This window comes from Halorubellus amylolyticus, assembly GCF_034808145.1.
Classification (GTDB): domain Archaea; phylum Halobacteriota; class Halobacteria; order Halobacteriales; family Natrialbaceae; genus Halorubellus.
The window spans coordinates 62,906-82,302 of record NZ_JAXHGM010000001.1 but is presented as its reverse complement, the minus strand read 5'-3'; the positions used below and the strand labels follow the sequence as shown (position 1 = coordinate 82,302).

Here is a 19,397-nt window from a genome sequence, read left to right as displayed (position 1 = left end):
CCTCGAACCCGAACGTTCGAGTGCCGGCCGGGCGAACCGCTCGCGTCCATGGTCTCCCTCCCCGAGTACGTGCAGGCGGCGTGGGGGCGCGTGCGGTCGGACGCGCTCCTGCTCGCGCTGCCGGTCGTCGGTACGGCCCTCCAGTTCGAGAACGCGCTGCGCGTGTTACGCGCCGGACCCGGCGGTGGCGTGACGTTCTCGTTCCCGACGGGGTTCGCGACGCTGTGGTCGTTCGTGAACGTCCCGACGCCCGAGGGCGTGTTCGTCCGCCCGGTCGCGTTCGTCGTCGGCATGCTCGTGAACGCGGCGCTGACCGCGGTGTACGTCCCGCGGGTCGTCGAGCGCGTCCGCCCGGGGCGCGGCGAGACGCGCGTCGACGCGGCGCTGTCGCGGTACTTCGCGCCCCTGTTCGGCATCGCGCTCGCACTCGCCGCGGTCGGACTCGTCCTCGTCGCGGCCGCGCTCGCGCTCGGTCCGCTCGTCGTGCTCGCGTTCCCGCTCGTCCTCGCCCTCGGGTACGCGCTGTACGCCGCGCCGTTCCTCGTCGTCGTCGAGGACCGCGACGCGGTCGACGCGCTCTCCCGGAGCGTCGACCTGGCGACCGACGGCGGCGCGTACGCGAGCTTCGGCGGCCAGTACCTCCTGCTCGCCGCACTCGTCTCCCTGCCCGCGTCCACGGTCGTCCGCGCCGGCGTCCTCACCATCGCGCTCGCGACGGTCCTCGCCGCGCCGCTGGCCGCCGCGACCACCGGGGCGACCGCCGCGTTCGTCGTCGACCTCGTCGACGGCCGGTTCGACCGCGGGAGTGGTCGAAGTGACGACCCGTCGACGCCCCGGGATGCCGACCGCCGCGAACCCGACGCTCGCAACTATGAGACTCACGGCGGCCGCATCACTCGCGGCCGCGACGACGACGCACGCGACGTCGATGACGCCGACCGCCACGACCGCTAGTTCGAGTCCGGTCGGGACCGTCCGTCGGTCGTCGACTGCGGCGGTTCGACGCCCTCGGCGGCCTCGACGGTCTCGGTGTCCTTCTCGGTGTCGACGTGCCAGCGGTCGACGGTGTCCTCGTACTCGTAGAGCCGTTCCGCGACCTGCTCCTTGAGGTCGTCGTCGTTCACGTTCACCTCGAACACGAACGTGTCGTCGTCACCGCCGGTCTGCTGGATGTTCGCGGACACGAGCGCGTTGTCGAAGTAGTACGGCGCGAGCTGGGTCATCACGTGCTGGTAGACGGTGTCCTCGACCTTCCGCAGGGCCTTCCGGCCGGCGGAGTCGGCGGCGCGGGCGACGTACCCGATGGACTTGCGCCACTCCTCGACGGCGTCGTCCGTCTCGCCGTCCTCCAGGCGGTCGTAGGACTCGCTTATCTTCTCGCCCGCGGACTGGACGTCCTCGCCGGGTTCCTTCCCGGCCTTCTCGCCCTCGCCCTCCTCCACGCTCGCCTGGTCGGCGGTCTTCGGCGCGACGTCGTCGTCGATGTCCTCGTGATGTTTCGGTCGCCACTCCTCCCACTCGTCGAACGCGCCCGCGTACTCGTCGTAGGGAACGTCGAGGTCCCGGAGCGCCCGCGTGACGCGTTCGCCGTGCTCGACGACGTCCGACCACGACCCACGGACCTTGAACCCGGAGATGCTCTCTTCCATTCGGTTGGGAGCGACGTACGGCGCGAACCGGGATAAGTGTTCCACGCCGCTCGATACCACGACGCTGGGGCGCGGCGGTCGAGCGGCGTGCGCTCGGGGGCGGACCGTTCGAGGCGCGGTCGGGAGACCGAATGGATTTACTTCGCGGACGTCGCGTTGTCGGGTATGACCATCGAGAACCGCGACGAGGCGTACCTCGTCACGCACGCGCTCGCGAAGGACACGCTCTCGAAGCTCCGAAGCGTCGAGACCGAGCAGGTGGCGTTCCGGAAGGGCCTCGTGAAGCTCGGCCGCATCTGCGGGTACGAGATCATCGACGGCCGGATGGAGACGGAGTACGTCCAGATAGAGACGCCGATGGCGGAGACGATGGGCGAGCGCGTGAAGGGCCTCGACGACGTCGTCATCGTGAACGTGCTGCGGGCGGCGACGCCGTTCGTCGAGGGACTCCTGAAGGCGTTCCCGCGCGCTCGCCAGGGCGTCATCTCCGCGAGCCGCGACGAGGAGGCCGGGCGGAACGAGGACGGCGAGTTCCCCATCACGGTCGACTACGTGAAGCTCCCGGAGATAACCGAGGAGGATACCGTCATCGTCGCGGACCCGATGCTCGCGACGGGGTCGACGATGGGGCGCGTGCTCGAGCACGTCTTGGAGAACGCGCCCGAGCCCGAGCATCTCATCGCGCTGTCGGCGGTGTCGGCGCCGGAGGGCCTGGTTCGCGTCGCCGAGCAGTGCCCGGACGCGGACCTGTTGACAGTCGCGATAGACGACGAGCTCGACGAGAACGGCTTCATCGTCCCGGGGCTCGGTGACGCGGGCGACCGCGCGTTCCGCACGACGTAGGTCGTGCTCGTGGCCCCGTCCGCTCGGGGTGTGTCCGCGGTCGCACGGAACGGGGGTTTATTAGCGGTGGCGTGCACGTAGCGGGCATGACCGAGGACGCGTGCGACGACTGCGGGGACGCGGTGTCCGACGCGCTGGCGCGGACGGTGCGGCTGGCGGTCGACCGCACACAGATAGACTCCCAGCGGTTGTGCCCGGACTGTTTCGCGGGCTGGATCGACCGGTATCAGGTGGAGATGCAACCCGAGAACGCGAGCGAGCCGACGGTCGACGACGACGACATCATCGTCGACTAGCTCGCGGGCGTCGATAGCCGCCGTCGAGGCGCGAGTTCGCGGTCCTCGAACCCCTTCGTTTCACGTCTAGACCCCCGTCGGGCGTCGGGGTGTCTCGGCTGGTGTTCCACTGGAGACGGTCCCCGTGAGCGGTGGGGTTCGCTCGGTATCGCTCGGGAGCGCTCTGGAGATGTCGGAGGTCGGCCACGGCGAACCCCCCCGTTTCGGGTCCGGGACCGCACGACGACGGTCGATTCGAGGTGGCTGTGACTCGGTCCGAAATCACCCATTCATTGTCAACGTTACGCACACGACTGGGACTGGTGGGTCGCGTCGTCCAGACCGCTCGAACCCCCTCGTTTCGACTGTGTAATCGCGGGACTACGCCGGTTTCGGGACGTCGTCGGTTCCGTCCGAAACCCACCCCGCATTGAGAATCACTCTCACAGGAACGGTTCGTACCGTACGACCGGGCCGCTCGACCGGACCCCTTCGCTTCGAGTACGTCGTCGCCGACGGCGCGACGGCCGGCGGCCGGAATCTCCACCCGGAACGACCCACTGTAGACTCCGGAGCCGGTGACGTCCCGCGGTCGAAAGCCGTTTCTCTCGGCACGCCAACGTCCTCGCAATGACAGAGGTGCTGCTGACGAACGACGACGGCATCGACGCGGACGGACTCGCCGCGCTCTACGAGGAACTACGGGCGCTCGGCGACGTCACCGTCGTCGCGCCCGCCGAGAACCAGTCCGGCGTCGGCCGCGACCGCTCGCAGTACGTCACGCGCGAACCCCACCCGTGGGGGTACGCGGTCGACGGGACGCCAGCGGACTGCGTCGCGTACGCGCTCCGCGGACTCGACACCGAGTTCGATCTCGTCGTCTCCGGTTGCAACCACGGCCCGAACCTCGGGGCGTACGTCCTCGGTCGGAGCGGGACCGTCGGCGCGGCGATGGAGGCCGCGTTCCTCGGCACGCCCGCGGTCGCGGTGTCGGCGTACCACACGCGGGACTTCCACGTGCATCCGCCCGACGACCACGACTTCGACCCGCCGGCGCGCGTCGCCCGCGAGGTCGTCGCGAGCGCGCTCGACGCCGGCGTCTTCGACGACGTCGACGTCCTGAACGTGAACGCCCCCATCGAGGACGCCGACGCGCGCGTCCGCCTCACGCGACCGGACATCGACTTCGACCTGCACGTCGAACGCCACGAGGACACCGACGACCTCCCCGTCGACGCCGCGGACGACCAGGACGTCATCGGCCTGCAGGACTCGCTGTGGCCGCACGTCGTCGGCTGGGAGAACCCGATGCCGGGCATCGACGACCACCGCGAGCGCTACCCGGTCGGGACCGAGCGACGCGCCGTCATCGACGGCGAGGTCGGCGTCTCCGGGCTCACCGCACCGCGGAACGCGCTCGAGACCGACGCGCTCGAACGGGTCGTCGAGTCGGTCGACCGCGCTCGCACAGCGCTCGCCGACGCCGGCGACGAGTAGTCGAGCGCGACGGCCAAGATTCGAGTCGGAGATTCACTCCGAGAGCACCGCGACCGCGGCGAGCGCGACGAGCGCACCGACGAGCGCGGCCAGGAGCGCGGCGAACGCGACCCGGAACCCGAACGCCTCCGCGAGGACGCCGACGGTCGCGGGCGCTATCGCGCCGACGCCCATGATGGCGGTACGGACGACGCCGAGCGCGCCACCGGCGACGTCGTCCGGGACGAGCTCCACGAGGTACGCGCCCCTGACGGGACGGAAGCCGTGACTGCCGAGGCCGAACGCGACGACGCTCGCGCCGACGACGAGGACGCCCGCGGTCGGGACGGCGACGACGACCACGAGCGCGGCCGCGGCGAGCGCGAGCGTCCCACCGATGACCGGGAGGCGACCGACGCGGTCGCTCGCCGCACCCGTCCCGACCTGGACGACGCTGACCGCGAACAGCGCCGCGTACACGGCCCCCGCAGTCCCCGTCGAGAGCTCGCCGGCCTCGACGAGGTACGTCGGGAGGAAGGCGACGGCGCCGTTGTACGTGAACGAGAACAGGACGGTGACGGCGACGAACGCGGCGACGTCGCGGTCCGCGAACGAACCCACGTACGCCGAGAGCGACGTCGCGCTGTCGGGGTCGCCGTCACCGACGGCACCCACTCGCTCGGGGACGCGGAGCACGAACGCGCCCGCGAGAACGAACCCGGTCGCGCCCGCGGCGAGGAACACGGCCGGCCAGTCGAGCGCGTCCGCGAGAGCGCCGGTCGTCGCCGCGACCACCGCGACCGGTGCGACCACGCCACCGAACGCCCCGAACGTGTCGAGGACGCCGAGCGCCCGGCCGCGTCGCCGCGAGTAGATCCGCGACAGGAGCGGGACGGCGACGGTCTTGTGCATCCCAGTGCCGACCCCGACGAGTACCATCGCCGCGACGAGGACCGCGAACGGGAGTCGCGAGCCAGTCACGAGCGGCGCGGCGAGCGCGAGCGACGCGACCGCCGCGAGAGCCGCGCCCGCCGCCACCACGCGCCACCCACCGAACCGATCCGCGAGCACGCCCGACGGTAACTGCATCGCCGCGTACGCGAGCATCAGCGCCGTGAACGCCCCACCGACGACCGCGTTCGACACGCCATACTCGACGGTGAGCGTCGGGAACAAGGGCGGGAAGAGATACCGGAGGAACTTCGCGAGGAACCAGATCGCGGCCGTCAACGCGAGCGCGTCGAGGCGCGCGACGCGGTCCCGGAGCGAACCCAGCCCCACCGTTCAGTCGCCGAACGGCCCCATGCCGCCACCGCCCATGCCGCCCATACCGCCACCGCCCTCGCCCTGCATCTTCTTCATCATCCGCTGCATGTCACCGTCCATCCCACCCTGGAACTGCTTGAGGGTGCGCTCCATCATCTTGTGCTGCTGGAGGAGCTCGCGGACCTCCTCCTCCTCGCACCCCGACCCGCGAGCGATGCGCTCGACCTGCGTCTGCCCGACGCCACGCGGGTTCTCCATCTCCTTCTCGGTCATCGAATCCATGATGATCTCGAACCGCCGCATCCGGTCCTGCGTGACGTCCATCGCGTCGTCCGGCAACTGGTCCTTGATGCCGCCGCCCATCCCCGGAATCATGTCCATGACCTGGTCGAGCGGCCCCATGTTGTTCATCGCCTCCAGTTGCTTCTGCATGTCCTTCAGCGTGAACTCCCCCTTCAGCATGTCCTCCGGGTCCCAGTCGTCCTCCTCGCCCTCGCCCGTCTCCGCCATCGCGCGCTCCACGCGCTCCGTGAGCTGCTTCAGGTCGCCCATCCCCAGCAGGCGAGAGATGAAGCTCTCGGGCTCGAAGCGCTCGATGTCCTTCACCTCCTCGCCGGTACCGAGGAACCCGATCGAGGAATCGGTCTGGTCGACCGCCGTCAACGCCCCGCCACCTTTCGCCGTCCCGTCGAGCTTCGTGATGACGACGCCGTCGATCCCGATGGACTCGTCGAACTGGCTCGCCTGGTCCTTCGCTCCCTGCCCGATGGCGGCGTCGAGCACGAGCAGCGACCGGTCCGGGTCGACCGTCCGGTCGATCTCCTCGATCTCGCTGATGAGGTCGTCCTCGAGCGCGTGCCGACCCGCCGTGTCCACGATGTGCACCTCCGCGTCGCTCGTCGCCTCCAGGCCCTCGCGAGCGATCTGGACGGGGTCGTCGCAGTCCGGGTCGCCGTAGAACTCGACCTCCGCACGGCGACACATCTCCTTCGCCTGGTCGTACGCACCCGGGCGGAACGTGTCCGTCTGGATGACCGCCGGCCGAAGCCCCTTCTTCGAGAACCACCACGCCATCTTCGCCGCGGACGTGGTCTTCCCCGACCCCTGGAGGCCGGCGAGCAGGATCGTCTGGTTCTCGAGGGGGATCTCCGTGGACTCGCCGACCATGTCCACGAGCTCCTCGTAGACGATACGGAGGACGTGGTCGCGGGCGGTCGTGCCCTTCGGCGGTTCCTCGTCGAGGGACCGCTCCTTGATGCGGTCCGAGAGGTCCATCACGAGGGAGACGTCGACGTCGGCCTGCAGGAGCGAGCGCTGGATCTCCTTGACGACCTCCTCGACGTCTTCCTCCGAGATGCGTGATTTCCCGCGGAGCGTGTCGAGCGTGCCCCGCAGAGAGCTTCCGAGGTCGTCGAGTACCATTATTGGACGCAGGTACGTGGCTCCCACCTAAAGGCCTTTTTCTCGCGCACGGAGCCCGACCGGGTCGACGGCCGAACACCTCGACAGGCGGATAGGAACTGTCTTCGCGATAGCTTTTTCACGGGGGACTACCCAGTTCTGTACGCAGCTGGTGCCTCGCCACCGCTGGCTGTAGGTCAGTCAGTAACCGACGCTGGCTGTCATCCTCCACTTCCATCACCACTTTCGCACGCCACCCGCGAGCGACCGCGTTCCGCTCGACGGGGATCGAACGAGCCGACGGTGCCGCGACCGGCGGAGACGGCCGAGCGCGTTACGTGCGACCGCGGTGCGACGACCGGTACGCCTCGACCACGGACTCGAAGTCGTCGACCGTGCGCTGGAGTCGGTCCCTCAGTTCGTCGTACTCCTCGATGAGCGACTCCCACTCGGGGCGCCCCGAGAGCGCCATCTCGCGGTGCTCGGTGAGCAACACCCGTCGCTTCGTATCGAGCCGCAGGAACCGCTGGAGGTCCGCGTCGTGCTCGCGCGCCCGCATCTGGAGTTCGATGGCGTCCACGAGCTCGTCGTGCTGCACGGGCTTGACGAGGTAGTCGTCGAACGGCATCTCGAGCACGTCCAGCTCCGGGTCGATTGCGGTGACGACGATGACCGCCGGGTCCGCGTCCCGTCGCCCCAGCATCTCCAGGACGTCGTCGCCCGAGTACCCCGGCATCCGTCGGTCCAGCAGCACCACGTCGACGTCCTCGTCCACCTCCGCGAGGAACGCCTCCCCCTCGTACACCGTGCGAACGTCGTAGTCCCCGCGCAACCAGAGCGTGAACATGTTCGCGAGCTTCTCCTCGTCGTCGACGACGAGCACGGTCGTCTCCTGGTCTTCTGGCATCTGCTATCGAGCCTCTAACACGTGGAGGGACTTAGCCGTTGTAGCCGCGGCCGCGAGGACGGACGGCGCGACCGCCACCCGCGGTAACGGCGAGAACGTATCGAGGCGACCGGTCACTCGTCGTCGAGCAGCCGGTCGACCATCCGGTCCGGGTCGAACCGCTCCAGGTGATCGTAGCCCTGGCCGACACCGAGGAAGAGGATGGGCTTCCCGGTGACGTGCGCGACGGAGATGGCGGCCCCACCGTTGGAGTCAGCGTCCGCCTTCGTCAGGATGGCGCCGTCGATCTCGGCCGCGTCGTCGAACTGCTTCGCGCGCTGCACGGCGTCCTGACCCGCGACCGCCTCGTCCACGAACAGCGTCATGTCCGGCCCGACGACCCGCCCGATCTTCTCGAGCTGGTCCATCAGGCCCTCGTTCGTGTGCAATCGACCCGCGGTGTCGCCGAGGACGACGTCCACGTCGTTCGCGTTCGCGTACTCCACGGCGTCGTAGATGACCGCCGCCGGGTCACCGCCCTGCTCGTGCGCGATGAGCTTCTTCCCGAGCGCGTCGGCGTGCTCGCGGATCTGCTCGTTCGCCCCCGCGCGGTACGTGTCGCCGTTCGCCATGACCGAGGACATGCCGCGCTCCTCGAAGTACCGCGCCATCTTCGCGATGCTCGTCGTCTTCCCGACGCCGTTCACGCCAGTGAAGATGATGACCATCGGCTTCTCGGCGTCGGCGACGCGCTGCTCGAAGTCGAACTGCCCGACGCTGATGACGTCGTACAACGCGTCACGGAGCGCCGACTCGACGACGCTCCCGGTCGACTCCGTGAACTTCCGCGTCTCGCCGACGAGGTCCTCGCGGATGTTGTCGAGGATCTGCTGGGCGACTCCCATCTCGACGTCCGACGACAGGAGCGCGATCTCGAGCTCCTGGAGGGGGCCTTCGAGGTCCTCCTCCTCGATGACGAACTTCCCGGTGGCGAGGGACTTCGCCTTCCGCGCGAACCCGGTCGACTTCGACGACTCGTCGCCGTCCGCGGCCGCATCGTCGTCGTCCGCGGCCGCGTCGTCACCGACCCCGTCGTCATCGGCCGCGTCCGCGTCGACGTCCGAGGCGCTCGGGTCCGCGTCGGCCACGTCCGCGTCCGGGGCGTCCGCGTCGCTCGCGGCAGCGGTCGCTTCGTCCGTCGACGCGGTCGCGTCGGCCGTCGCGTCGACGGCAGCCGAGGCTTCCTCGCCGTCGACGTCGGCCGCGTCAACGGCCTCGCCCTCGGCGACCTCGGCGTCCTCGGGGTCGAGCTCCTCGGCGTTCTCCTCGGCCGCCTCCTCGGCGTCCTTCCGGAAGCTCCCGAGCTTCTCCTTCAGACTGTCGAACATCGGGCCTTACTCGTCGTCGCCTTCCTGCTGCTGCATCTGCTGCATCTGCTGCTGCATCTGCTGTTGCTGCATCTGCTGGGCCTTCTCCTCGAGTTCGCTGGATTCGGCCTCGAGGTCGTCGATGTCCTCGGAGACGGCGTCGATCTTGTCGTCGACGACGCCCTTCTTCGTCTCGAGCGTCTCGATAGCGTCGCTCTCGGACTGCTCGGCCGCGTACCCGCCGCCGAGTCCGACGACGACCTCGTCGAGGTCCTGGACCTCCGCGCGAACGTACGCGTCGCCGCCGAGGGGGACCTGCACCGTCGACCCCGTCTCGAGCGTCTCGAGCGCTTCGATGGCCTCGTCCATCTCGGTCTTCTCGTCGCGGAGCTCCTGGATGTCCGCTTCGAGCCCCTCGATCTCTTCCTGAATCTGCTGGAGTTCCTGGGAGAGCTGCTGGAGTTCGCCGCCGCCGCCACCACCGCCCATCATTGTGCTTCGACCTCCTCGATCTCGACCTGCTGACGCGTGCAGCCGTGACGGCTGCCGAAGTTGGCGTACGTGTGTTCGCGGGCGACGTTCTCGTTCGTCGCGTCGATCGTCGTCTCGAAGTTGTTCTGTCCGCGCTTCGTCTGGAACGTCCCGCGGATAGTGAACTGACTCATGTAGTCGAATCCGTCGCCTAGGGGGAAGAATCTTCTCACTTCAATATCCCGCCGTTGCGGTGCGTTCGCCGCGTCGACGCCCGAGATATCCGGCGGTACGCGTACACCATGGTCGTCGGCGGCAGCACGTGTCTACCACGGTCCTCTCGGCGGGACGCGTGCGTCACGGTCGTCGCTCCGGGTAGGTCGCGTCTACGGGCGGTCCGGGCGACGATGGCCGTCGTTTCGGTCGTCGCTGGCGCTCCGGTGGCCGCGGCGGCGTCTGTTCGGGCGCGTAAGCGGTCGTTCCGGGGGCGTAGGCTCTCGTTCCCGTCTGGCTAGCTGGCTTCTAACTAACCCCAGTCTATGCCAACTGGTAACTATCATGCAGATGCTCGGCTGGGGTCGGGGGCACGCTCGCGCGGTCGCTCCGCTCGTCGGCGTCGTCCTCCTTCTGGGCATCGTCGCCGCCGGTGCCGGTATCGTGTTCGTCACCGGGATGGACGCGAAGGCGTCCGTCCAGGACGCGTCCGCCGCCGACAGCGCGGAGACGTCTCTGCAGGCGGCCGGGGCGACGTTCGCGTCGGTCGCACACGCCGGGCGCGACGCACGAGAGCTCGTCGACCTCGGGGACGCGACCGAGGACGTGCGCGTCGAGCCCGACGGTCGACTGCGCGTGCAGGTGAACGGTCGCGCGGCGTGCACGGCCGAGACCGACCTCGGGACGGTCGTCGTCGACGCCGGGTCGGACGGCGCGGTCGCGTACCAGGCGGGCGGCATCTTCAGGCGGTCCGCGAGCGGGACGACCGTCGTGCAGTCGCCCGCGCTCGACTACCGCACGGAGCACGTGAACGGCCACCCGATCCGGACGGTGTCGTTCTCGGTCCCGAACGTCACCGGCGACGTCCACGGCAGCGAGTTCCTCGCGAGCGCCGACCGCGCCGACGACGGCGTCCAGGCCGACCTCTGCCTCACCGACGACGGCGCCGTCGACCTCGAGTACGTCCGCGAGGTCACCATCACGGTCGCGGGCAGCGACAACTATCGCGCGTGGCATCGGTACTTCGAGCGCGAGTTCGGCCCGGTCGCCACCCACACCGTCGACGCCGGAACGCGGACGGCGTCCGTCACCGCACCGCTGGGGGCCGGCGTTCACCCGGACCAGTACACGTTCGAGGGCGTTCAGGTGTACGGCGCCATCTTCTCGACGGCGTCCTCTGGCGAACTCCTCCTGCAGACGCGGCACGCGACGGTCGACAGCTACGACAGCACGACGGGGCCGTGGGACGGTGGCACGCCGACGTACGACAGCGGGGGGACCGTCCTGACGCGCGGCGACGTCGCCGTGCAGGCCAACGGCGCGACCATCGAGGGGAACGTGTACGCGGAGGGGTCGGTGTCGCTGTCGTCGTCCTGTGCCGCGGGCGGCGACCACTGCGTGAACGGCGACGTGTACGTGAACAACTCCACCGCGGGCGGTCCCACGACGGCACTGACCCCGTCCGAGGAGGGCGACCGCACCGGCCACATCACGGGGGCGTGGGGCAACGGCACCCAGGTCCCGTCGATTCCCCCGCTCGACGCGACAATCGACCAGACGGTCGGGACCGCGAGCACGTACAACACGAACGAGGACGAGCCCGCGGTCGACGCCTCGGGCGTCCAGTACGCGGGGTCGGACGCGACCGTCGAGAGCGGCGTGTACTACCTCGACGAGCTGACCGTGCCCGCGGGGCACGACCTCACGTTCGACACGACCGACGGCGACGTCGTGCTCGCCGTCGCGGGCGACGTCGACATCGAGGCGGACGCGACCGTGACCGTCACGGGCGACGGCCAGGTGCACGCGTTCGTCGCCGAGTCGACGACCGCGGGCGACCAGCTGTTCGTCGGCGAGGGCGCGACCGTCCGCGTCGTCGACGGCGGCACGCGAACGTACCGGTCGAACGCGCTCGTCGTCGCGTGCAAGGCCGGGTGTGGCGCGACGTTCGCCGACACCACGCCGTCGAACCCGACGACGTTCACGGGCGTCCTGTACGGGCCGGGGAACGCCGCCGACGACGGCACCATCAGCCTCGGGAAGCGCGTGGACGTCTGGGGGGCGCTCGTCGGCGGGACCGTGACCTTCGAGCAGCAGGCCGAGTTCCACTTCGACGAGTCCCTCCGGAACCAGGTCACCGCCGACGAGGACGGCGACGGCGCTCCCGACGGCGGTGGCGGCGGCCTCACGTACGCCGACCCGGACGTCGAGAACGGGTACGTCATCTCCGTCACGTACGACGACGTCAACGTCACCGACGACACCACCCGCGTCGCGCCCGCGAGCGGCGAGCTCCACGGCGTCCCATCCGCGAGCGCCGCACTCTCCGGCGTCTCACCCGCGAGCGTCGACTGGCGACCGCGTGCACGTGCGTCGCTCGCCGTCGACGCCTTGGCGTGAAGAAGAAGCGTCTCGCGACCGAGCGGAACGCCGCTCAGTCGATGAAGCCGAGCGTCTGCTCGATGCGCGTCAGCTCGGGGCCGCTCGTGTCCTCGCCGACCACGTACCCGTTGTCGTTCGCGAGCAGGCCCGAGCCGACGAGCGGCGCGCCGAAGTTCACGGTCCCGACGTCGGCGTGCACGCCGAGGTGCTCGTCGAGCGCCGCGAGCTCTTCCTCCGTGGCCTTCGGGTGACAGAGCACGCCGTCGTTCGTCGCCACCGCCGCGGTGCCGACGGTCCGAACGCCACCGAGCTCGCCGCGTTCGACGGGGACGTCGAGCGTCTCCTCGACGACCGCGACGGCGTCGTCACTCAGCTCGGGGTGGACGTACGCGCCCGCGTCGTTCGCGAGCACGACGTTCCCCGCGGCGTTCCGACGACCCGGGAGCACGCCGACGTCGACGTCGACGGCGTCCGCGAGGCGGTCGCGCTCGCGGTCGCGGACGCGGCCCGTGACCACGAGCCCCTTCGAGTTCCCGGCGACGAGCGACCCGACGGTCGCGGACCCGCCGATGTTCGTCGCGATCGCTGGAACCGCGAGCTCGTCGGCGAGCGCGTCGACGAGCTCGTCGTCGACGTCCGGTCGAACGACGAGTACGGTGTCGGTGGCGCGAGCGAACACGCCGACGTACGGTGATCCGACGAACGCGGTGCGTAGCACCGTTATTCTGCGTACTCGGCTTCGACGACGCGGTCGCCGTCCACGTCGAACGGCGCTGCGCGCACGCGAACCTTACTCGGGGGCTTCTTCCGGCCGCGGGACCAGATGGCCTCGTTGATGGAGGGGTCGAGGCGGACCTGGTCTTCGTCGACCTTGAAGTGCTGCGCGAGGTGCTCGCGGACGAGCGTCATGGCCTTGTCCGCGCGCTTGTGCTTCGCTTCGGCTTTGGCGTCTCGGAGCGGGACGGTGACGACGCGCTCTTCGAATTCTTCTGCGCTCATCGTTACTCGTCCGTGTCGTTACGCCGCCAGTTCCGGCGCTTGTAGTTCCGCTGCGTCTCCATGTCGGTCTTGAGCATGACCCACGCCGGCACCCGACTGTTCTGTCGGTCGAGCTTGGCGAGGCGCTTCTTCTTCGCCTTCGACTTCTTGCTCATAGTGGCCGAGACTATCGCGTGAGACCTTATAGGGTTGTCCTTTCGGTTCGGTGATGGACGCCGTCGGTCCCGCACCCGGCCGTCGAACGGGCGCACGAGCCAGGGATGGGAGCAGGTCAGAGCTCGAACGCTCGCAGGGTCTCGTACCGCGGGCCGTCGTCGGTGAGCGTGCTCTCGGTGAGGTGGACCTCGTCGACGGTCGTGGTACCGACGGTCGGTTCCGCCTCGACGACGACCGACTGGACGTGGTCCTTGCCGCCGCCGTGGCGGACGCGAGCGATGGTGGCGTGCGGCGTGAAGTCGTGGTCCTCGGGGTCGTACCCGAGCGCGGTGGTCTCGCGTTCGATGGCGTCGTGGAGGTGCGCGAGCTCTAGGTCGCCGCGGCGGACGCCGAGCCAGACGACGCTGATGTAGTCGAGGCTCGGGAACACGCCGAGGTCGCCGTACTCGACCTCGAACGGGTCGACGTCGGCGTCGGCGACGGCGCGCTCGACGGCGTCCGCGACCGCGTCGAGGCGATGCTCGGGGGTCTCACCGAGGAACTTGAGCGTGACGTGCACGCCGTCGGGGTCCGTGGGGTCGACGCCGGCGGCGTCCGCGAACAGCGATTGGACGTCGGCGACGGCGGGGGCGAGTGCGTCGGGGAGGTCGACGCTCACGAACAGTCGCATACCCCGAGTCGAGCGCGCGCAACCGTAAACCCCCACGCCCGTTCAATCGCGGGCGGGCTCGCCCGTCGAACGCCCGGCCGACCGCCGTGCCAGTGCGACCGTCGAGCGGCCCGCGGCGGCGCTCGCGGTCGACCCGCTCGACTGCGCTGGCGCGGACCGTCGCGCTTATTCGACGGCGCTCGGTAAGACCCTGGCATGGAGTCGTTGCACGCGCGATACCCGTTCTTCGAGAGCGCGCGGGAGGCGGTCGACGACGCGGCCGTGGACCTCGGCGAGCTCGTCGCTCGCGGGGACGCGCCGGCGGTCGACCGCGCGGTCGACCGCGTCACGGCCGCGCTCACGGAGGGCGACGTGGGCGCGCCCCGGCGGCGGACGCGCACGGAACTGCTCTCGTACCCGGTCGCGCGCGTGCTCGTGTCGCTCGTCGACGAGCCCGCGGTGACGCGGACGTACGCGCAGGCGGAGGCGGCGACCGCGGTCGAACGCATCCGCGCGGACGTCACGGAGAACGCGGACCTGTCCTACGGTTCGGGCGGCGAGGTGTCGCTGTCGGGGTTGCTCGCGGAGTTCGGGCTCGACGACGCCGTCGAACCGGTCGGCGGCGAGGACGCGTACCGCGTGGACGTGACGGCGTACCTCCGGCTGTCCTCGAACCTCGACGGTGACGCGTGGCGGTTGAACCGCCGCGAGCTCGCCGACGGCGAGGTCCCCGTCGACCGCGACGAGCTGCTCGTCCTGCTCCGGCAAGCCATCGAGGACCGCGTCGCCGACGGACTCCCGCTGTCGGTCCCCGACGCCATCGCGGACGCGCTCGCCGCGGCGGTCGGGCGCGTCGAGGAGGTGCTCGCGGACATCGACGTCGCCGTGGACATCGACCGCGTCGTCCCGGAGCTGTTCCCGCCGTGCGTGCAGGCGCTCCTGGAGCGCGCTCGCGACGGCGAGACGCTCCCGGCGCACTCGTGGTTCTCGCTGTGCTCGTTCTGCGCCGCCATCGGGATGGACGACGAGGACGTCCTCGAACTCCTCGACGTCGCCGAGGGCGAGGACCCCGTGCTTGCTCAGCGCGTCCGCTACGGGATCGAGCGCGTCGCTGGCGAACGCGGCGTCGAGTACCCGCTCCCCTCGTGCAAGACGATGGACGCGTACGGGGACTGCGTGAACAAGGACGACCTCTGCGCGGACGTCCAGCATCCGCTCTCGTACTACGAGGCGCGCGTCGAGTCCGCGGGCGACTGACCGCTCGCGGCGCGTCGACGGGTCGAAGGAAAGGTCGCGTTCGTCGTCAGGCCGGGTTGCCGTTGTCGTCCTCGTCGGGCTTCAGGAAGTACGCGAGTCCGTACCCGATACCGACCATGAACAGCACGAAGAACATGATGGCGCCGGCGAGCACGAACCCGCCGTCGACGGTGAGGACGCCCTGCGCGTCGCCGTAGGTCAGGCCGATGCCGACGAAGATGGCGAGCATGACGAGAACCGAGCCGATGGAGACGGCGACCTCGGTCCAGTCTTGACGGTCCATAGGCAACCTGAACCGGGGCGGGAACAAAAGGGTGTCTAACTCGCGGTCAGCGCGTTCCGGGCGCTCAGGCGGTGAGCGTGACGTCGTCGAACTCGAGGAACGCGGTCTCGTAGCCCTCGTGGCGCGCGACCTGCGCGGGCGTCGTCACCGAGAGCGTGACCTCGTCGCCGGACCGGACGTCGACGGGACGCCCGTAGTGGTAGCCGAGTTCGGGGTCGAGGACGCGGTCGAGCGCGTCGTCGTAGACGACGTCGCCGTCGCGCTCGACGGTCGCCTGGATGCCCATCCGCGGGATGATGTAGCCGTTGTAGGGCGTGCGCGGGCTGACTGCGAGGTAGCGGCCGTCGAAGCGGTCGGCGTCGACGACGGTCGTCGCGAACACGGCGTCGCCGCTCTTCGGCTCGCCGTTCGCGGGGTCGCCGAGGACGCGCCCGGGGAGGTCGCCCGCTGCGGGCGCGACGCCAAGGGGCATGTCCATCCCCATGGGTTCCTGCGCCGTGCGCTCGCCGGCTCTCTCCGGGGTCTGCTCGAAGGAGATGTTCTCCTTCGTGGCCTCGCTGTAGGGGAGTTCCACCGGGATGGTCGCTCGCTCCTCGAACCGCCCGGCGTACTCGCCGGCGGTGACGACGCCCCCGGACGTGACGCCGCTGACGGACACGTCGACCGTGAGCGTCGCCGCGTCGACGTCGCCGATGTCGAAGTTCGCGCCGTAGTGGAACGCCATCGGCTGGGAGAGCATCGGGTAGATGGTCTCCTGACTGACGGTATCGCCGTCGCTCGATATCTCGATGCTGACGCCGGCGTCCGGGAGGACCTGCTTGGTCTTCGGGTCGAACACGTTCACCATGATGTGCGCGTCGTCGCCCTCCTGGATGGGCGTCTTCTCGACGGTCGTCCCGTTGACGTTCCAGAACCGATGCGAGTACGAGTACATCGCCATCACGGCGTAGTCGCCGGACTTGCCCATCTCGCCCATCTCCATGCCCTCGACGTGGGTCGGGTAGTACACCGCGTTCGGGCGGTCCTCGAGCACGGGCGGTGCGCGCGCGGAGCGCGTCTCCAGCAGCCCCAGACAGCCCGCCGTCGCGCCGAGCGCGCTCGCGGTCGTGGCCGCGCCGGCCGACCGGAGGAACGTGCGTCTATCCATGCACGAGAGTCGGGGAGTCACGCAGAAGCGGGTTGTGGTTTAGGACTCGAAATCGCGTGGTTCGCGGGTCGAATACCGGGGGTCCGGTCGAGGCGTCGATGCGTCATTCGGGGCGCGGCGCCGGGAGCGCGCGATGCTGCCGGGGCGGGAGGAGGAAGTTGCCGCGCCGGTGGACGAACGTGTACTCGAGGATGCCGTTGTTGACGCGCTGGCGGATGGCGGGGTTCTCGGTGGCGTCGGTGCCGTTCATCGCCTCGCGCGTCTCCACGAAGTCCGTGATGGTGCGCTGGACCGCGAGGAAGTGGAGGCCGGCTCTGCCGTCGTCGGTGGAGTCGAAGTCACGTCGGAGGATGCGCGGGTTGTCGTTCTCGTCCCTGGCGCGCGCGGTCTTCTGGTTGTGGCCGACGCGCCCGTACTCCTGGGCGGTCTCGTCGAGGTGCGCGGGACACTCGCTCACCTTCGAGCCGTCCCCGAGGTTCTCGCCGACGCCCTCGACGACGTCGTTCTCGGCGTGCGCGGGACAGAACATCTCGGCGACGCGGTCCTCCTGGTCCTGTTCGCCGTACCAGTCGTCGAGTCGAAGCCTGATCTTCGAGACGTGCTGGGTGGTAGCGTCCGCGAACGGCCCGGACTGGATGGTGACGGCGTCCTCGGCCGCCTGATTCTTCGTGAAGCCCGACTTGAACCCCATGTATAGCGGGGCGTCCTCGTCGATGTCCGCGTCGTCGGGGATGCCGTCGACGTCGCTGTGCTCGGCGGGGAGGCCCTTCCCGACGAAGCCGGTGCGGCGGTCGGCCTCCTCGAGGACGCCGGCGACGGACGCGTCCATCTCGCGGTCGTTCGCGGCCTCGCGCTCGCCGAGCAGCGCCTGTTCGGCCTCGAGGACGACGTCGCCGTGGTCGCTCGCGAGGTGCACGACCGCGTCCTGTTCGTCGAGCGTCGGGTCCTCGAACGACGACAGCGCCTCGGGCGCGGGGAGGTCGACGCTGTCGGGGAGCGACTCGTCGAACCGGTCGAAGTACGACGGCGAGTACCCGACGGTGAACAGCAGGCCGTCGTTCGAGTACTCGTAGGCGCGTTCGAGGCTGCGGAGGGCGGTCTCGACGGTCTCGCGCTCGCTCTCGGTGGGCGTGCCGTCGCCGGCGTAGTCGAGGTACGCGAGGACGTGGTGGCGCGCGTTGACGTCGTTCCCGTGCTCGTCCGTGGCGAGGAACTCGTTCCAGGCGTGCTGGCGCGCCGGGAGCGACGACGGGTCGCCGCCCTTCGGGACGTCGCGACCGCCGCCGGGGAGGCGGTCGAGGCACGCCGAGAGCGCGCTCGCCCCGCCGATGGCGACCGCCGATTTCACGAACTCGCGTCGGTCGAGTCCGCGACCGTCTCGTGGGTCCATGCGCGGCGCTAGGCACTGGGCTTTCTTGTACCCCGTGGTACGCACGTCGAAAACGAGGCAGGAAAACGCGCGCCTCTGGCGCGCGGCAAACTGCCTCGCTGCCGAGCGGGTCCCGTCCCGCGAGGCTGCGGTGTGGTGCGGTCGAGGAAGTCCGAGAACGCGCGCCTCTGGCGCGCGGCAAACTGCCTCGCTGCCGAGCGGGTCCCGCCCCGCGAGGCTGCGGTGGGTCCTGGGTGTTGTCGACGGCGAAGCCCAACGAGTCAGTCGGCGTCGAGGAGGTCGTCGACGGCGAGCGTTCACTCGGCGGCGAGGAGGTCGTCGACGAGGCGCGCGAAGCGGTCGACGAGCTTGTCGGAGACGCTGGGTTCGACGGTCTCGAGGAGGTCGGCGGTCCGCTGGGGGCGGGCGAGCGCGAGCGTGACGCGACCGCGCCTGTCGCGGTGCTTCTCGAGGACGCCGGCGTCTTCGAGGTTGGCGACGTGGTGTTCGAGCGTGCTGCGGGCGATGCCGACGCGGTCGGCGACGTCCGCGGGGCGGTTCGAGGCGTCGTCGAGGCACGCGAGCAGGACGTCGCGGGTGGTCTCGCGGCGGACGAGCGCGAGCACGCGCCGCTGGAAGGCGTCGTACTCGGGGGGATAGTAGTGCGTGCGACCGAACAGTTCCTCGCGGGCGAGCACGCCGGCGTCGACGAGGTCGCGGACGTGGTACTGGACCTGTCCGGGCGCGTACGCGGTGTCGCGGACGAGTTCGTTGAAGTGCACGCCCGGGGTGGCGGCGACGGTGCGTTCGATGCTGGTTCTGGTGTCGGTCATGCGGGTGTCTGTGGGTGTGGCGGTCAGGACGTGGTCGTGGGGCGGACGCTTCGGGCGTACCAGACGGCGGCGACGACGAGCGCGACCATGACGACGTCGAGGCCGTGTTCGGCGGTGTGGTGCGTGGTCGCGGAGAGGCCGCCGACCATCCCGAGCCAGCCGAGCGCGCTCCGCGCGCCGAGCGCGAGCACGGCGAGCGCGACGAAGAGGTACGGACTGGTGCGGCGGCGCGCGAACGCGGCGAGCGCGAGGCCGCCGAGGGCGGCGCTCCCGAGGCTCGCGAGCACGAGCACGGCGGCGTACGCCGGGCCGACAGTTGGAGCGGCGTGCAGGGCGACGCTCGCGACCACGGAAGCCATCGACGGCGCGTACGCGCTGGAGCCTCCTGAAGGCCTCGGTCGGTCCGCAGCGCCACGGCCAGACTCCAGCCACCGTCGTCATTCACTTTTTCTCGCGCGAGCGCGCGTGAGAGGCT

General features: G+C 70.0%; 22 protein-coding genes. 6 read left to right on the top strand and 16 right to left on the bottom strand.

Translation table 11 applies throughout. The annotated features are described in order from the left end of the window. The first annotated feature begins 48 nt into the window (after positions 1–48). A complete protein-coding gene (locus tag SM754_RS00420) occupies positions 49–954 on the top strand; it encodes a hypothetical protein (RefSeq protein WP_323674245.1) in 906 nt (301 codons plus the stop codon). Here SM754_RS00420 and SM754_RS00415 read toward each other — a convergent pair. Further along, on the bottom strand, positions 951–1,649 hold the full coding sequence (locus SM754_RS00415; protein ID WP_323674244.1) for a DUF5828 family protein: 699 nt from the start codon (positions 1,647–1,649) through the stop codon (positions 951–953). The genes SM754_RS00420 and SM754_RS00415 overlap by 4 nt on opposite strands. A gap of 165 nt (positions 1,650–1,814) precedes the next feature. Between SM754_RS00415 and upp the strand changes: the two genes are divergently transcribed. The 3 genes from upp (at position 1,815) to surE (ending at position 4,264) form a co-directional block, all read left to right on the top strand. Further along, complete coding sequence (upp, locus tag SM754_RS00410) at positions 1,815–2,492, top strand: uracil phosphoribosyltransferase (protein ID WP_323674243.1); 678 nt, start codon at positions 1,815–1,817, stop codon at positions 2,490–2,492. An 86-nt stretch (positions 2,493–2,578) separates the two neighbouring features. After that, positions 2,579–2,788, top strand: coding sequence for a DUF7569 family protein (locus SM754_RS00405; RefSeq protein ID WP_323674242.1), 210 nt, complete (start codon positions 2,579–2,581; stop codon positions 2,786–2,788). A gap of 609 nt (positions 2,789–3,397) precedes the next feature. Continuing rightward, positions 3,398–4,264, top strand: a complete 867-nt coding sequence (gene surE, locus SM754_RS00400; protein ID WP_323674241.1) for a 5'/3'-nucleotidase SurE — start codon at positions 3,398–3,400, stop codon at positions 4,262–4,264. 33 nt (positions 4,265–4,297) lie between these two features. Here the strand turns inward: surE and SM754_RS00395 are convergent, their stop codons facing one another. The 6 genes from SM754_RS00395 to rpl18a form a co-directional block, all read right to left on the bottom strand. Continuing rightward, positions 4,298–5,524 (bottom strand): MFS transporter, encoded by a 1,227-nt coding sequence (locus SM754_RS00395; protein WP_323674240.1) that lies wholly within the window; start codon positions 5,522–5,524, stop codon positions 4,298–4,300. 3 nt (positions 5,525–5,527) lie between these two features. After that, positions 5,528–6,931: a signal recognition particle protein Srp54 gene (locus tag SM754_RS00390; RefSeq protein ID WP_323674239.1), complete on the bottom strand. Its 1,404-nt coding sequence runs from the start codon at positions 6,929–6,931 to the stop codon at positions 5,528–5,530. A gap of 313 nt (positions 6,932–7,244) precedes the next feature. Further along, positions 7,245–7,817, bottom strand: coding sequence for a response regulator transcription factor (locus tag SM754_RS00385; protein WP_323674238.1), 573 nt, complete (start codon positions 7,815–7,817; stop codon positions 7,245–7,247). 113 nt (positions 7,818–7,930) lie between these two features. After that, positions 7,931–9,184 (bottom strand): signal recognition particle-docking protein FtsY, encoded by a 1,254-nt coding sequence (gene ftsY, locus SM754_RS00380; protein ID WP_323674237.1) that lies wholly within the window; start codon positions 9,182–9,184, stop codon positions 7,931–7,933. Positions 9,185–9,190: 6 nt separating this feature from the next. After that, the gene (gene pfdA / locus SM754_RS00375) at positions 9,191–9,655 is read right to left on the bottom strand and encodes a prefoldin subunit alpha (RefSeq protein WP_323674236.1); all 465 of its coding nucleotides are present in this window, start codon (positions 9,653–9,655) and stop codon (positions 9,191–9,193) included. Further along, entirely contained in the window at positions 9,652–9,828 is a 177-nt protein-coding gene (gene rpl18a, locus SM754_RS00370; RefSeq protein WP_323674235.1) for a 50S ribosomal protein L18Ae, read from the bottom strand. The genes pfdA and rpl18a overlap by 4 nt, the downstream gene beginning before the upstream one ends. A 364-nt stretch (positions 9,829–10,192) precedes the next feature. Between rpl18a and SM754_RS00365 the strand changes: the two genes are divergently transcribed. Then, positions 10,193–12,247: a DUF7289 family protein gene (locus SM754_RS00365; RefSeq protein WP_323674234.1), complete on the top strand. Its 2,055-nt coding sequence runs from the start codon at positions 10,193–10,195 to the stop codon at positions 12,245–12,247. 34 nt (positions 12,248–12,281) lie between these two features. Here the strand turns inward: SM754_RS00365 and SM754_RS00360 are convergent, their stop codons facing one another. From SM754_RS00360 to thpR, 4 genes are all read right to left on the bottom strand, one after another. Further along, positions 12,282–12,947, bottom strand: a complete 666-nt coding sequence (locus tag SM754_RS00360) for a translation initiation factor IF-6 (RefSeq protein WP_323674233.1) — start codon at positions 12,945–12,947, stop codon at positions 12,282–12,284. Positions 12,948–12,949: 2 nt separating this feature from the next. Continuing rightward, positions 12,950–13,228 carry a 50S ribosomal protein L31e gene (locus SM754_RS00355; RefSeq protein WP_323674232.1) on the bottom strand — a complete coding sequence of 93 codons (279 nt, stop codon included), beginning with the start codon at positions 13,226–13,228 and terminating at the stop codon, positions 12,950–12,952. 2 nt (positions 13,229–13,230) lie between these two features. Then, positions 13,231–13,383, bottom strand: a complete 153-nt coding sequence (locus SM754_RS00350) for a 50S ribosomal protein L39e (RefSeq protein ID WP_166042609.1) — start codon at positions 13,381–13,383, stop codon at positions 13,231–13,233. 116 nt (positions 13,384–13,499) lie between these two features. Then, the gene (thpR, locus tag SM754_RS00345; protein WP_323674231.1) at positions 13,500–14,054 is read right to left on the bottom strand and encodes an RNA 2',3'-cyclic phosphodiesterase; all 555 of its coding nucleotides are present in this window, start codon (positions 14,052–14,054) and stop codon (positions 13,500–13,502) included. Positions 14,055–14,249: 195 nt separating this feature from the next. Between thpR and SM754_RS00340 the strand changes: the two genes are divergently transcribed. Continuing rightward, a complete protein-coding gene (locus SM754_RS00340) occupies positions 14,250–15,290 on the top strand; it encodes a DNA primase large subunit PriL (RefSeq protein WP_323674230.1) in 1,041 nt (346 codons plus the stop codon). Positions 15,291–15,336: 46 nt separating this feature from the next. On the opposite strand, the gene SM754_RS00335 is transcribed toward SM754_RS00340, so the two are convergent. From SM754_RS00335 to SM754_RS00315, 5 genes are all read right to left on the bottom strand, one after another. Beyond that, entirely contained in the window at positions 15,337–15,573 is a 237-nt protein-coding gene (locus SM754_RS00335; RefSeq protein ID WP_323674229.1) for a DUF7472 family protein, read from the bottom strand. 64 nt (positions 15,574–15,637) lie between these two features. After that, a complete protein-coding gene (locus SM754_RS00330) occupies positions 15,638–16,720 on the bottom strand; it encodes a DUF7350 domain-containing protein (protein WP_323674228.1) in 1,083 nt (360 codons plus the stop codon). 103 nt (positions 16,721–16,823) lie between these two features. Further along, entirely contained in the window at positions 16,824–18,110 is a 1,287-nt protein-coding gene (locus SM754_RS00325) for a DUF7405 family protein (protein WP_323674227.1), read from the bottom strand. Positions 18,111–18,406: 296 nt separating this feature from the next. Further along, entirely contained in the window at positions 18,407–18,922 is a 516-nt protein-coding gene (locus SM754_RS00320) for a winged helix-turn-helix transcriptional regulator (protein ID WP_323674226.1), read from the bottom strand. Between the two features lie 23 nt (positions 18,923–18,945). Then, positions 18,946–19,281: a DUF7471 family protein gene (locus SM754_RS00315; protein ID WP_323674225.1), complete on the bottom strand. Its 336-nt coding sequence runs from the start codon at positions 19,279–19,281 to the stop codon at positions 18,946–18,948. Positions 19,282–19,397: the final 116 nt, after the last annotated feature.